Annotated in this window: 10 protein-coding genes and 1 pseudogene; 4 read left to right on the top strand and 7 right to left on the bottom strand. The window is 71.8% G+C overall.

Annotated elements, in window-relative coordinates:
- Positions 1-123: 123 nt before the first annotated feature.
- A complete protein-coding gene (locus tag DVA86_RS33185; RefSeq protein WP_208883857.1) occupies positions 124-1,326 on the bottom strand; it encodes an acyl-CoA dehydrogenase family protein in 1,203 nt (400 codons plus the stop codon).
- A gap of 502 nt (positions 1,327-1,828) precedes the next feature.
- On the opposite strand from DVA86_RS33185, the gene DVA86_RS33180 reads away from it, so the two are divergent.
- Positions 1,829-2,803, top strand: coding sequence for an alpha/beta fold hydrolase (locus DVA86_RS33180; RefSeq protein WP_425471014.1), 975 nt, complete (start codon positions 1,829-1,831; stop codon positions 2,801-2,803).
- Positions 2,804-2,846: 43 nt separating this feature from the next.
- On the opposite strand, the gene DVA86_RS33175 is transcribed toward DVA86_RS33180, so the two are convergent.
- From DVA86_RS33175 to DVA86_RS33155, 5 genes and pseudogenes are all read right to left on the bottom strand, one after another.
- Complete coding sequence (locus DVA86_RS33175) at positions 2,847-3,740, bottom strand: transketolase family protein (RefSeq protein ID WP_208883854.1); 894 nt, start codon at positions 3,738-3,740, stop codon at positions 2,847-2,849.
- Between the two features lie 84 nt (positions 3,741-3,824).
- Positions 3,825-4,529, bottom strand: a complete 705-nt coding sequence (locus DVA86_RS33170; RefSeq protein ID WP_208883853.1) for a thiamine pyrophosphate-dependent enzyme — start codon at positions 4,527-4,529, stop codon at positions 3,825-3,827.
- A 368-nt stretch (positions 4,530-4,897) separates the two neighbouring features.
- Positions 4,898-7,069, bottom strand: coding sequence for a putative bifunctional diguanylate cyclase/phosphodiesterase (locus tag DVA86_RS33165; protein WP_281279341.1), 2,172 nt, complete (start codon positions 7,067-7,069; stop codon positions 4,898-4,900).
- Entirely contained in the window at positions 7,066-7,887 is an 822-nt protein-coding gene (locus tag DVA86_RS33160; protein WP_208883851.1) for an SAM-dependent methyltransferase, read from the bottom strand. The genes DVA86_RS33165 and DVA86_RS33160 overlap by 4 nt, the downstream gene beginning before the upstream one ends.
- Before the next feature lie 639 nt (positions 7,888-8,526).
- A pseudogene (locus DVA86_RS33155) lies at positions 8,527-8,895 on the bottom strand (PHP domain-containing protein); the annotation flags it as partial.
- A gap of 343 nt (positions 8,896-9,238) precedes the next feature.
- Here DVA86_RS33155 and DVA86_RS33150 point away from each other — a divergent pair.
- Positions 9,239-9,802, top strand: coding sequence for a dihydrofolate reductase family protein (locus DVA86_RS33150; protein ID WP_208883849.1), 564 nt, complete (start codon positions 9,239-9,241; stop codon positions 9,800-9,802).
- A gap of 254 nt (positions 9,803-10,056) precedes the next feature.
- On the top strand, positions 10,057-11,472 hold the full coding sequence (locus tag DVA86_RS33145; protein ID WP_208883848.1) for a VanZ family protein: 1,416 nt from the start codon (positions 10,057-10,059) through the stop codon (positions 11,470-11,472).
- Here the strand turns inward: DVA86_RS33145 and DVA86_RS33140 are convergent.
- A complete protein-coding gene (locus DVA86_RS33140; protein ID WP_208883846.1) occupies positions 11,444-12,307 on the bottom strand; it encodes a helix-turn-helix transcriptional regulator in 864 nt (287 codons plus the stop codon). The genes DVA86_RS33145 and DVA86_RS33140 overlap by 29 nt on opposite strands.
- A 247-nt stretch (positions 12,308-12,554) precedes the next feature.
- Here DVA86_RS33140 and DVA86_RS33135 point away from each other — a divergent pair, with 247 nt between their 5' ends.
- Entirely contained in the window at positions 12,555-13,247 is a 693-nt protein-coding gene (locus DVA86_RS33135) for a type 1 glutamine amidotransferase domain-containing protein (RefSeq protein ID WP_208883844.1), read from the top strand.
- Positions 13,248-13,368 lie beyond the last annotated feature (121 nt).

The raw sequence follows: 13,368 nt of genomic DNA, 5'->3' as shown, positions 1-13,368 counted from the left end.
ACGTGCGCGGGGGCACGTGCGTGCCGGGAGCCGTACCTCGAGGGTGGCCGCGTGCCGCGGCCGGCGAGACGCTCAGCCGGTGGCGCGGTCGCGCTCAGCCGGTGGGGTCGGCCGAACGCGCCCTCAGACCGCGGGGGTCGGCTCCATCTGCACCAGATCGGAGAGCTTGTGCGACCACGAGCCCTTCGCGCTGCCCATCGCCACCTCGCCGAGCCGCAGGCGCTGGATGTCGGAGGTGCCGGCGGGCGCGAAGATGTGGTGGGCGTCCCGCAGGTAGCGCTCCACGGGACGGTCGGTGAAGAGTCCGGCCGCCGCGTGGATCTCCATGGCGGTACGGGCGGAGTCCAGCGCGTACTCGACGTTGACGAGCTTGGCGTTCATCAGCTCCGCGTCGCACGGCAGGCCCCGGTCGAGGAGGTGCACGGCGTGGTACGCCGCCAGCCGGGCGGTCATCAGCCGTGACTGCATCTGGCCGAGTTTCAGCTTGACAGCGCCCAGATCGGCCAACGGCGCGCCGTAGCGGTGCCGTTCGGCGCAGAACGCGGTGGTCTCGTCGAGCACCGCCTGGTGTATGCCGAGGGAGACGGCGGTGAGGTTGGCGCGGCCGTAGAGCACGCTCGAGGAGTACGCGACGGACAGCCCGTCGCCCTCGGCGCCGAGCAGATTTGACGCCGGCACACGGCAGTTGTCGAACCGCAGCTCGCCGAAGCTGAAGCCGTGCAGCCCCATCGAGGGCTTCTGCTCGCCCAGGCTGAAGCCGGGCCGGTCGGACTCGACGAGGAACGCGGAGAGCCCCTTGGAGCCGGGGCCCGTACGGACCACGACGCCGTGCAGGTCGCCGACGTGGCTGTTGCCGACGAAGACCTTGCTGCCGTTGAGGATGTAGTCGTCCCCGTCGCGGACCGCGGTGCTCGTCATGCCGAGGACATGACCGCCGGACTCGGGCTCGGTCACGGCGATGGTGGGGAGGCAGTCACCGGAGGCAATTGCCGGCAACCAGGCCTTCTTCTGCTCCTCGTTGCCGAAGTGAACGATTTTGGCGACGCCCAGCTGGGACGCCTGCACCATGGCGCCCATGGCGCCGCTCTCGCGGGACAGTTCCTCGATGATCACGGTCTTGGCGAGGTGACCTGCGCCCATGCCGCCGTACGCGCGCGGGACGGTCACTCCGATCCAGCCTTGACGGGCTATCAGACGGGACAGCGCGTGGGAGACGGTGCGAGCCGACTCCATCTGCGGTATCCGTGGCCTGACCTCCCGTTCTGCGAACTCTCGCACTTCGAGACGCAGCTGCTTGTGCCGCTGGTCCGTGAAGTAGCGATCCATGACGAGCCCTCCTCCGCGGGGTCCTCCGCTCGCGCACCGAGCGGGGGTCGTGCTTCGGCAGCGGTCCCGTCCCCACCGTGCCCGACGAGAATATCGTCTACGGTCATACAAATAGTTCAAGATCGTTCCGCTAGGTTGACTCAAATTCTCTCGTTGCAATCTCGTCCGGGCTGTGCGGGGCGGGTGCTGGCACTGTGCGAGTCAGGGGTGAACGGGCGTACCCCCTCAGCATTACCCAATGGCATAGACGCACTACCTTCCGGAGTCGTCAAGTATCGGTGCACTTTGGGCAGTTGATGTGAGGGTCGAGATTCGGACACCAGTCCGCCCGGCGCGCGCGCCGTGCGAAAGGTTGCGCCCGAAGCGAACGCGCTCGCTCTTGCCTCCTTCACGCCGCCTGTGCGTGCCTATACGGTTACCGGCTGCGGACGCCTGATCCACGAGGCGGAAGCCTGATCCACGAGGGAACGGCACGGGAACGACGAGAGGCGGACAAGTGGGCCTGCGCAAGGACTTCACCACGGGTGCGGCCGGCACGCCGGTGGCCACCTGCACCTGGCTGCCGGGCGATGACACGGGCGGGGAGGCGCCGGGGGAGCGGGCCGCGGAACCGAGAGCGCTGGTCCAGATCGCGCACGGCGCGGCCGAACACGCCCAGCGCTACGACCGGTTCGCCCGCACCCTCACCGCCCGCGGCTACGCCGTCCTCGCCTCCGACAACCGCGGCCACGGCGGCACCGCGCAGCACACCGGCGGCTACGGCGCCGTCGGCGCGGGCGACGGCTGGCGGGCGACCGTGGCGGATCTGAAGGCCGTGGGCGACCGCGTACGGGCCGAACTGCCCGCCGGGACACCGCACTTCCTCCTCGGCCACAGCATGGGCTCGCAGCTCGCCCGCGACTGCGCGCAGGAGTACGGCGCGGAGCTGTCCGGGCTGATCCTCTCCGGCACCTTCCGCTCGCTGCCCGGCTGCGAGCCGGAGACCGCCGTACGGCAGCTGGAGACGGAGATCGAGAAGGGCGGCCGGGACGCGCTGTCGGACTTCGTGCCGGACCTGTTCGGCGCGTTCAACAACCCGTACCCGCACCGTACGGGCTTCGAGTGGCTGTCCCGCGACGAGACCGAGGTGGACCTCTACGTCGCCGACGAGCGCTGCGGGTTCCCGTTCAGCGCGGGGCTCTCGCTGGACTGGGTGCGGGGCGTACGGAAGATCAACGACCCGGCGCAGCTGGACCGCATCCCGCGCGGGCTGCCGGTCCACGTCGCCGTCGGCGACCAGGACCCGTGTCACAGCGGGATGTCGCTGGTGTACGAACTCCTGGAGGACTTCCGGTACCTGGGCATCCGGGACCTGACCTGGCGGGCGTACGAAGACGCGCGGCACGAGATCCTCAACGAGACCAACCGCGACGAGGTCGAGGCCGACCTGGTGGCCTGGCTGGACGAACGGGTACGGGCGGCACCGCCCGTACCCTGACGCGGGGCCAGCGCCTGACGCGGGCTCACCGGGTGCTGCCGGCTCACCGGGTGAAGGCCGCGATCCGCTCCCGCAGCGACGCCGCGTCCAGCCCGTGTGCCTTCAGGTGCTCGTCCCGAGTGCCGTAGCGGCGCAGCTCCGCGCGCCCCGTGCCGAGGGCCAGCACCCGGTGCGGTACGTCGGCCAGCGCCTCGTTGGCCGCCGCCGACGACGTGCCCGCCAGATACGGCTCGACCAGCACCACGTCCGTGGCGCCTGTCGCGCGCAGCCCCGCCGCGTCGAACGGGCGCGGCGTCGTCGCGTACAGCACGGTCACGTCGAGCCCCTCCGTGGCGGCCAGTACGGCGTCCAGCATCGGCCCGACGGCGACTACGGCCGGTGCGCCGGGCCCGCCCTGCCGTACGGTGCCGAAGCTCCGCCCGTCGACCGGCTGCGGCGCCCTGTTGGACTGCTCCGACAGCCGTACGTACACGCGGTCGTCGTCCGCTGCCGCCGCGTGCCGCAGCAGCGTCTCGGCCTCGTCCGGGTGGCCCGGCACGTGCACGGTCCAGCCGTCCAGGGTGTCCAGCAGGGCGACGTCGCCCGGTGACATGTGGGTGAAGCCGCCCGCGGGCCAGTCGTACGAGCCGTACGCGCTGACCAGCACGCCGCCGACGTCCTGGTGCCCGAAGTCCAGCTTCACCTGCTCGAAAGGGCGTTCCACGAGGAAGCTGGCGAAGGTGTGCACGATCGGCCGCAGGCCGGTGAGGGCGAGCCCGGCGCCCGTACCGACCAGCAACTGCTCCCGGATTCCGACGTTCACCACCCTGTCCGGGTGTTGTGTACGGGCTTCCTCGAAGCCCGCCGCGCCGATCTCGGCCAGTACGACGGCGAGTCGCGGGTCCTCGTCCAGCAGGCGGGTGGTGACGCCGGTGAAGCGCTCGCGCATGGTGTCCATGACGGTGTCCTTCCGGTGCTCTTGTGGCTGTGGTGTGGGTGTGCTGCGGCTGTGTTGTGGCAGCGTTCGGCAGTGCCGCGGCTGTCAGTTCTTCGGTTCGACGCGGGCGACGACCGCGTGCGGGCGCCCGGGGTGCGGCCGCGTGTACGCCGCGTGGAGCGCGTCGTGGTCCCGGCCGTCGACGGTGACGGTGGACCAGCCCGCGGCCTTGAAGCGGGCGGCGATGCCGCCCGGAAGCCCGTACGTGGACGAGGAGTTGTCGATCACGAGGGTGTGCAGCCGCTCCAGCCCGTACGAGCCCGCGAAGGCGATCGCCTCGTGGTTGCTGCCCTCGTCGAGCTCGGCGTCGCCGACGAGCACCCACACGGCGGGATCCGTCAGCCCCTGCGCCCGCAGTCCCAGCGCGCTGCCGACGGCGAGCGGCAGCCCGTGCCCGAGCGAGCCGCTGCCGATCTCCACGCCGGGCACGAGGGTGCGGTCGGGGTGGTGACCGAGCGGCGAGTCGTACGAGCCGAAGCCGACGAGGGTCGCGGGGTCGAGGAAGCCCTTCGCGGCGAGGATGGCGTAGTAGGCCATCGGGCCGTGGCCCTTGGAGAGCAGGAAGCGGTCGCGGTCGGGGGAGTCGGCCGTCCCGGGGCTGACGCGCAGCACCCGGTCGTAGAGCACCCACAGCGCGTCGAGCGTGGAGGTGGCGGCGGGGCCGTGCTTCTCGGCGCCGGTCATGCGGGCCATGAGGGCGGGGAGCTCGGTGTAGCCGTACGTCTGTGTCTCTGTCTGTGTCTGCGTCATGCCGACAGCGTGCAACTTGAAGCGAGCTTCAAGTCAAGCCCGGTTTCCCGGCCCCGGCCGCGTCCGTCCCGAGCTGCGCACAGTCCAGCCCGTCCGGCGCTTGGGGGAGACCTCAGGCAAATCAGCCCGTCCGGCAATTGAGGACGGCCCTCAGCCACGGCCGTGGGGGCAGCCGCCGGTGGCGGGTCACTGCTTCGTACGCAGGCGCGGGCCCGGGAACGGGCGGGGGTCCGTCCTCAATCGCCGGACGGGCTTGATGTGGTGCGGGCTTGCTTCCAGGCGCGCCGGACAGCCCTGATGTGGTGCGGGCCCGTCCCCAGCGACAGCTGGTCGCGGGCCGAGGCGCCGGACGGGCTTGATGTGGTGGCTCAGGCCGAGTCCGCCCAGCAGGCCGGGATGTCCTTCGGGGCCGCGGGCCGCGCGTAGTACCAGCCCTGTGCCGTGTCGCAGTCCAGCTGCCGCAACTGGTGCGCCTGCGCCTCAGTCTCCACGCCCTCGACCGTCACGCGCAGCCCGAGCGCGTGCGCCAGCGAGATGATCCCGCCGACGAACGTCACGTCCACCGGGTCGGCCGGGTGCCGTTGCAGCCCCTGGGTGAAGGAACGGTCCAGCTTGAGCGTCGTGGCGGGCAGCCGGCGGAGGTTGGCCAGGTTCGAGTAGCCGGTGCCGAAGTCGTCCAGCGCGATGTCCACGCCCAGCTCGGCGAGCTGCCGCAGCGGCTTGAGCTCGTCCTCGTCGGCTCCTATGAGGGCGCTCTCCGTCACTTCCAGGCACAGCGAGTCGGGCGAGACGCCCGCGGCCTCCAGGACGGCGACCGTGTCCGGTACGAGGTCGGGGTGGTGCAGCTGGCGCGGGGACAGGTTGACGTTCACCCGCAGCGGTTCCTTGAGGGACCGCTCGATGCCCGCCTCCTTGAGCTCCCGCTGCCAGCGCCGCGCCTGCTCCACGGCCTGCTCCAGCACCCAGCGGCCGAGCGGCACTATCAGCCCGGTGTGCTCGGCGAGCGGGATGAAGCGGTCCGGGCCGAGCCGCCCGTGTACCGGGTGCCGCCACCGGACCAGCGCCTCGGCGCCGTCCACGCGGCCGTCGCTCATCCGGATCAGCGGCTGGTACTCGAGGAAGAACTCGTCCCGCTCCAGCGCGCCCGGCAGGTGGTTGGTGAGGCTGTGCCGGTCTATGGCGCGGGCGTCGGAGTCCGGGTCGGCCAGCTCGTAGCGGTTGCCGCCGCCGTCCTTCGCCCGGTACATGGTGATGTCCGCGCTGCGCATCACCTCCGCCGGGCCCAGCTCGCCGCTGGGGCCCTCGACGATGCCGATGCTCGCCCGTACGGACAGCTCGCGGCCGTCGATCGTGATGGGCGTCGCCAGCGCGGCGAGCGCCTGCCGGGCCAGCTCGGTGACCTCGTCACGGCCCGACGGGTCGGTGATCAGCGCCACGAACTCGTCGCCGCCTATGCGCGCCACGAGATGGTCGGGGGAGGTGGCGCAGGACTGGAGCCGTTCGGCCACCGAGATCAGCAACTGGTCGCCGACGGCGTGCCCGAGACTGTCGTTGACGGCCTTGAAGCCGTCGATGTCGAGGTAGCAGAGGCCGAACCGGCCGCTGCCCTCGCCCGCCGCCAGCACCCGCTCCAGGCGCTCGGCGAACAGGGTGCGGTTGGGCAGTCCGGTGAGTTCGTCGTGGGTGGCCTCGTAGCGCAGCCGCAGATGCAGCAGCCGGCGCTCGGTGATGTCCTCCATCAGAGCCAGCTGGTAACGCGGTTCGCCCTCCGCGCCACGCAGCAGCGACACCGTGAGGTTCGTCCACAGGACGGTGCCGTCGGGGCGCGGGTACGGCTTCTCCACCCGGAAGTGGTCGCGTTCGCCGCGGACCAGCTCGCGGTGCATGCGCCACACCTCCGGCGCGTCGCCCGGGTGCACCCAGTCGTTGACGCTGCGCCGCCGCAGCTCGTCCTCGGAGCGGCCGAACATCCGCGCCAGCGCGCCGTTCACGTCCCGTATCCGGCCGTCCATGTCGGCGATGCCTATGCCGATGGTGGCGTCCTTGAACACGGCGCGGAACCGCGTCTCGCTCGTGTGCAGCGCCTCCTCCACGGCGGTCTGCGCGGCCAGCGCGGCGCGCGACAGCGCCTCCTGCTCGGACCGCGTACGCTCGCGCAGCGCGCGCGAGAAGCCCGCCGCGATCGCGTGCTGGAGGCGTGAGCAGCGGGCGCGGCCCTCGTCGACCGGCAGCGGGTCGGACTCCGTGCTGTACAGCACGAGATACGACTCCACGACCCCGAGGATCTGCGGCAGCGCCTCCGGGTCGGTGCAGTGCGCGGCCACCAGCGCCTCGCCGACCTCGCGTCCGGCCGCGGGCGAGAAGGGGTGCGAGTGCAGGGCGTCGCCGAGGAGTTCGGCCAGCGGGTGGAGGTGGTCCTCGAACTCCGCGCGGGTCATGGACGTCGCGGTCACCGGATAGACCGCGCGACTCCAGATCGTCGCGAAGCGCCGGAGCCCGTCTCTTGCGGCTCCCTTCAGGTCCTGCGCGGCGGAGTTCACCCGGTGAGTCCCGACTTGCGGCCCACACCTGCGTACCCGTGGAACGTCACCGGCTCCTCCTGCTCGGGCGGACTGTCGGGGCGCCAGCGGGGCATCGAGACCAGGCCGGGCTCGACCAGTTCGCAGCCGTCGAAGAACCGCAGCACCTCGTCGCGCGAGCGCAGCAGCAGCGGGGAGCCGATGTTGCGGTAGACGTTCACGGTCTCCTCCGCGCCCGCGGGCTTGCGGGTCTCGCCCTCACCGGCGTGCGTCAGCACGACGAGACTGCCCGGGGCAAGTGCGTCGACGAACTCGCCGACCGTCTTCCACGGGTCGTCCTTGTCCTCGATGAAGTGCAGCAGCGCGACCAGCATCAGGGCGACCGGCTTCTCGAGGTCCAGCAGCCGTTCGACCTCAACGCTCAGCAGCACGTCCTGCGGGGAGCGGAAGTCCGCGGAGACGACGTCCGCCTGCTCGCAGTCCTGCAGGACGGCCTGGCTGTGGGCGACGGCGACCGGGTCGTTGTCGACGTAGACGACGCGGGCGTCCGGGGTGGCGGCGAGCGCGACCTCGTGTACGTTGCCGAACGTCGGTATGCCGGAGCCGATGTCGAGGAACTGGGTGACGCCCTCACCCACCGCGTAGTCGATGGCGCGCCGCATGAAGGCACGGTTCGCCTGCATGATCTTGGGGAGTCCCGGCCAGCCCTCGATCGCCTTCCGTCCGGCCTCGCGGTCGACCTCGAAGTTGTGCGACCCGCCGAGGTAGTAGTCGTAGATGCGCGACACACTCGGAACGGTCAGATCTATGCCCTGTGGGGCCCAGGCGGGACGTTCCATCAAGGTCTCCAGCTTTTCATCGGCTTGCCGGTCGGGTCCGAGGTTACTGACCCCGGGGCGGCAGGGGTGAGGAAACAGCGACTCAACGGCTGGATCTTGTCACGAAGTCAGGGCCTTCGAACCCGTGTGGGGGGAAACTCCTTGCGACGCTTGTCCCTTGTCTTCCGTTTTTCCCTCCTGAAGCCCCACGCACTCGTACAGGACGGATAACCGAGTCGTCCGATTGTGGCCCATTGTGGAACACCGGGCGGCAACAGGCGGCGAACGAGGCCGAGTTCCGGCCCTCGGATGGTCAAGTGCTGGTCAAGCAGGGGTCATACGAGCGTACGCCGTGCCCGCACGGTCGTCGCACGCGGCGTGCCGGGCGGCGCACGCGCCGCGCGCCGGACCCGGTGGACGGGGCCCGGCGGGCGGGCCCGCGGGCGAGGGCCGGGGGCTGTCGCTGCTCCCTAGCTCCAGCGCACGCCGAAGGCCGGGGTGCAAGTCCCGTCGGGCAGGGTGGGCGTGCGGCGCGGGGGCACCGGTGGCGGCGGGTGCGCGTACGGGGTCGGCGTGCGCCGGGTCGGCATGGGCCGGGTGGGCGTGCGCCGGGTGCGTGTGCGTCGGGTCGGCGTGGACCGGGTGCGCGTGCGCCGGGTCGGCGTGGGCGGCGGTCACCAGGCGGCACAGCTCCGCCCACCCGGCGGCGCCGTCCCGCGCCAGGAAGACGGCGCGCTGTGCCGACTCGTCGACAAACGCACCGCCCCTCACGGGCGTACGGCGGCGCCGTACGGCGCTCCGCGCCTCCGCCCGCTCCCCCACGGCCAACTCCACTCCGTACAGAGGGCGCACACCGGCCCGCGCGGTCGCCTTCGCGAACCGCACCGCTCCGGCGAGGGTGTCCCGGTCGGTCAGCGCGACCGCGTCCATCCCGCGCTCGGCCGCCCGCTGCGCCAGCAGATCAGGGGGCGAAGCGCCGTAGCGCATCGAAAACCCGGAGGTGACGTGCAGATGTGTAAAGCCACCCATCCGCTGCTCCTCGCCACTCGGCCACCCCCTGACCGTTCCGGTCCGTCCGTCTTCCTCCTCTCACCATAGACCAGAACTCGAATATCCGTTCGATCAGCAGAGCACTCCCGACGCCCCGGCACACGGTCACGGAACGTGACGGAAAAGGGTCGGGGCGGGCCCTGCACCGGCGGATCGCGGAGCTCGCCCAGGAGTACGCGGGCACCGAGCCGCGGAACGTGTTCGTCACCCTGACGCCGCCGTGCGCACGGCACTGGATCGGCAGACCGCGGAGCGATGAGTCCTGCGGCGTCCGGCAGTCGTACTGTCGAACCCGTCACCGAGGAGCCGAGGAGGACTTCTCATGCGCAGCGTGACCTATTCGATGAACGTCTCACTGGACGGCTACATCGTCGGACCGGACGGCAGCTTCGACTGGTCGGCACCCGACGAGGACGTCTTCCGCTTCTGGATCGAGGACACCCGGCAGCTCGGCGTCCACCTGCTGGGCCGACGGCTGTACGAGACGATGCTGTACTGGGAGACCGCCGACCAGGACCCCTCGCTCGGCGACGCGGAGCTCGAGTTCGCCGCGCTCTGGAATCCGCTTCCCAAGGTGGTGTTCTCCACCACGCTGTCGGAGGTGCAGGGCAACGCCCGCCTGGCCGCCGGGAGCCTGGCCGAGGAGATCGAACGGCTGCGAGCCGAGCCGGGCGACGGCGAAATCGCGATCGGCGGCGCGACGCTCGCCGCCGAGGCGGCCGCGTCGGGACTGATCGACGAGTACCGGGCCATGGTCTACCCGGTGCTGGTCGGCGGCGGCATTCCGTTCTTCCCCCGACACGAGCGCCGGGTGGACCTCGAACTCGTCGAGACCCGCACCTTCAGCTCGAGGTTCGTCTACCTCCGCCACCGCGTGGCGCGCTAGACGTACGGCACGCACCAGCCGAGCCGTGGCCGAGGTGCGCGTTGACGGGCGGCCGTGCGTCCCGTACCGCCGCAGCGGTCTCCGGCCCCCAGCAGGCGGTCGTACGACTGCGCGAACAGCGCCAGTTCGGCCGCGGGCGCCCGACCGAGGCTCACCCCGGGGCGGCTGGCGTCGCAGCGATCCGGGTACGCGCGCCCGTCAGCGCAGCGCGTTCTATACACCCCCTGTATACACGCCGTGTATAGTGACGCCGCATGACCGAGACGTATCTGCTGTCGATGCGTACGGCGGCGGTCCTCTTCCCGGTGCTCGCGCTGCTGACCTTCGTACCGACGGCAATCGCCCTCTACCGGCGGCACGGCATCATGACCCGCTGGCGGGTGCTGTCGCTGTACGGCGGCGCGTACTACGCGCTGTCCGCCTTCTGCATGACGGTCGTGCCGCTGCCGTCCCGCGCCGTGGACGTGTGCGCGAAGTACCCGACGTTCGCCGAGCCGCAGTTGACGCCGGGTGTGGCCGTCGCCGACGTCTGGAAGGAGGCCGGTCACCGCGTCACCCTCGACGCGCTCGTGCTGCACAACTCCGCCGTGTGGCAGACCGCGTTCAACCTCGTCCTGCTGCTGCCGCTCGGTGTCTTCGTACGGTTCTACTTCCGCCGGAGCCTGCCCGCCGCCGTCGCGGCCGGGGCCGCGTGCTCCCTCTTCTTCGAGCTGACCCAGTACACCGGGCTGTGGGGCCTGTACACGTGCCCGTACCGCCTCTTCGCCGTGGACGACCTCCTCGTCAACACGGCGGGCGCCGCCCTCGGCTGGGCCGCCGCGGGGCCGTTGGCGCGGGCGCTGCCCGATCTGGAGACACTCGACGACCGCGCGCTCGTACCCGGCAAGGTCCCCTTCGGGCGGCGGCTGATCGCGCTGCTGCTGGACATGACGGGGGTGGCGCTGCTGACCGCCGTGCTCGCGGTCATGGCTCCCTTCGTGCTCGGCACGGAGGGGGTGGTGTGGGCTCCGCCGGCGGCGTTCGCGTTCTGGTACGTGCTCGTGCCCTGGCGTACGGGGGCGACCCCGGGCAAGCACGCCCTGCTGCTCCGCCTGGTCACGACGGCGGACGGCGGACGGCCGCGCCTCGCCGGGCTCACGCTGCGGGCGGCCGTGCTCGGACTGCCGCAGCTGGTCATCTGGTTCGCGGCCGTGCTGTTCCTGACGTTCTTCCCCGAGGGGGCGGCGGGCGCGGTAGAGGTCGCCGTCGAGGGCGACACGGGCCAGGCGGTCGAGGGCGCGAGCCGCATCGGCTACGAGGGCCTCACCTACACCCTGGCGGACGACCCGGTCGGCGGCCTCCTGCTGCTCCTCGCCCTGGCCGCCGGTCCCGCGCTCGTGGCGGCGTACGCGTGGGCCGTACACCGGCACTCGCAGGGGCTTGCCCTGCACGACATCCTGTCGGGCGTACGGAACGTGGCCCTGCCGCACACGCGTGCCCGCGGCGGCACGCCGACCCCTCGCGGGCCGGGGACCCCTCGCGGGCCGGAGGCCGCTCGCAGGCCGGAGACCGCTCGCAGGCCGGAGGCCGCTCACGGGCCGGAGACCGCCGCCCCGGAGCGGCCACGCACCGACCCCGGACCGCACGCGGCGGCGGGCTCCGTCAGGACTGAAGTCCGGCGGACCTGGTGAGAGTCCAGCTCGCGAGGAGATCGAGGGCGCGCTTCGAGGCGGAGTCGGGCTCGGCTGTGTAGACGTACAGGGTCGTGCCGGGGTCTCCGGGGAGCGTCAGGGTCTCGTACTCGACGGTGAGTTCACCGACGAGTGGGTGGCGGAGGCGCTTGGAGCCGTGGGTGCGCTGATGGACGCGATGCTGCTCCCACCATTCGTCGAACGCGTGACTGTGTTCCCGCAGGTCGGCGATGAGGGCGGCGGTGGCCTGGTCGTCCGGGTCGCGGCCGGCGTCGAGGCGCAGGCTCTCGACGGCGGCGCGTGCCTGGTCCTCCCAGTCCCTGAACAGCGCGCGGGCGTCGTCGTCGAGGAACATCCAGCGCGCGTAATTGCGCTCGCGGGGCGGCAGCTGCTCGAAGTCGGCGAACAGGGCGCGCGCCATACGGTTGGCGGCGAGGATCTCGGTACGGCGGCCGAGGACGAGGGCGGGCTCGCCGTCGAGGGCGTCGAGCAACTGGTAGAGGCCGGGGCGTACGCGCTGGACGCTGCCGGGGTGCCTGCGGGCCGGGGCAGCGGTCACGCCGATGAGGTCGCGCAGGTGGGCCCTGCCCGCCTCGTCCAGTGCCAGGGCACGGCCGACCGCCTCGATCACGGCGGGCGAGGGCATGATGTTCCTGCCCTGTTCGAGGCGGGTGTAGTAGTCGGTCGACACTCCGGCCAGGCGTGCCACCTCTTCTCGGCGCAGGCCCGGAACGCGGCGTACACGGCCGTCTGACGGCAGGCCGGACCTGGCCGGGTCGCCCTGCCCGCGCGCCCGTTTCAGGAAATCGGCGAGTTCGTGATTCTTGTCGGCCACACCTCCAGTGTCACGGACGGCGACGGATTACGGCTGGCCCTGTGCGTCCCAGGTTCGCCGGTCCGCGGTTCCACAGGGCGTGATATGCGCCCCCACCGGCGCTGATCGCGGCCCAAGGTGGATGCATGCCGCCGACCGCCGGCTCACTCGCCGTGCACGGCAACGCCGATGCCACCACACCGGCCGCGCCGCCCGCCGCGGGCTGACCCCGGCCATCGGCCCCGCCATCGAGAGGAACCGCATCCCCATGAGCAAGATCCTGATCGTCATGTCCGCCGCCGGCATCTGGGAGCGCACTGACGGCTCGGCCTACCCGACCGGCTACTGGGCCGAGGAACTGGCCGCCCCGCACGAGAAGTTCGTCGAGGCCGGCCACACGGTCGACTTCGCCTCCCCCGGCGGCGTACTGCAGCCGCTCGACCAGCACAGCGCCGACCCGGAGGTCGCCGGTGCGGACTGCGCCCGCCACGTAGCACACGCGGAGAAGGCGCTACGGGAGTTCGGCCCCCTGCTGAAGCTGAGCGAGGTCGACATCGACGGCTACGCCGCGGTCGTGCTCCCGGGTGGCCACGGTCCGGTCGTGGACCTCCACCAGGACGCCGATCTCGGCCGGCTGCTGACCGCCGCGGACGCGGCCGGGAAGCTCATCGGAGCCGTCTGCCACGGCCCGGCCGCCCTGCTCAGCGCCGTGGACGCGGAAGGCAAGTGGCTGTTCGCCGACCGTGAGATGGCCGCGTTCACCGATGAGGAGGAGGAGCTGTTCGGTACGGCGGAGGGCGCACCGTGGCTGCTCGCCGCCCGGCTCCGGGAGATGGGCGCCGTACACAGGGGCGGGCCGGCCTACCAGCAGTTCAACGTGCGTGACCGCAACCTGTTCACCGGGCAGAACCCGGCCTCCAGCGCCCGCATGGCCGAGGACATGGTCACCGCCCTCGACTGAGCGGCCCCGCCGGTCACGCGGGCCGCGTGCCGTACGCCGCGAGCCGCATGCCGTGCGCCGTACGCCGCGAGCCGCGAGCCGCATGCCATGTGCCGTACGCCGCGAGCCGCGTGCCGCGCGC

The organism is Streptomyces armeniacus (assembly GCF_003355155.1).
Classification (GTDB): Bacteria; Actinomycetota; Actinomycetes; order Streptomycetales; family Streptomycetaceae; genus Streptomyces; species Streptomyces armeniacus.
The sequence above is the reverse complement of the archived record's forward strand: the minus strand, read 5'-3'. Positions and strand labels throughout refer to the sequence as shown.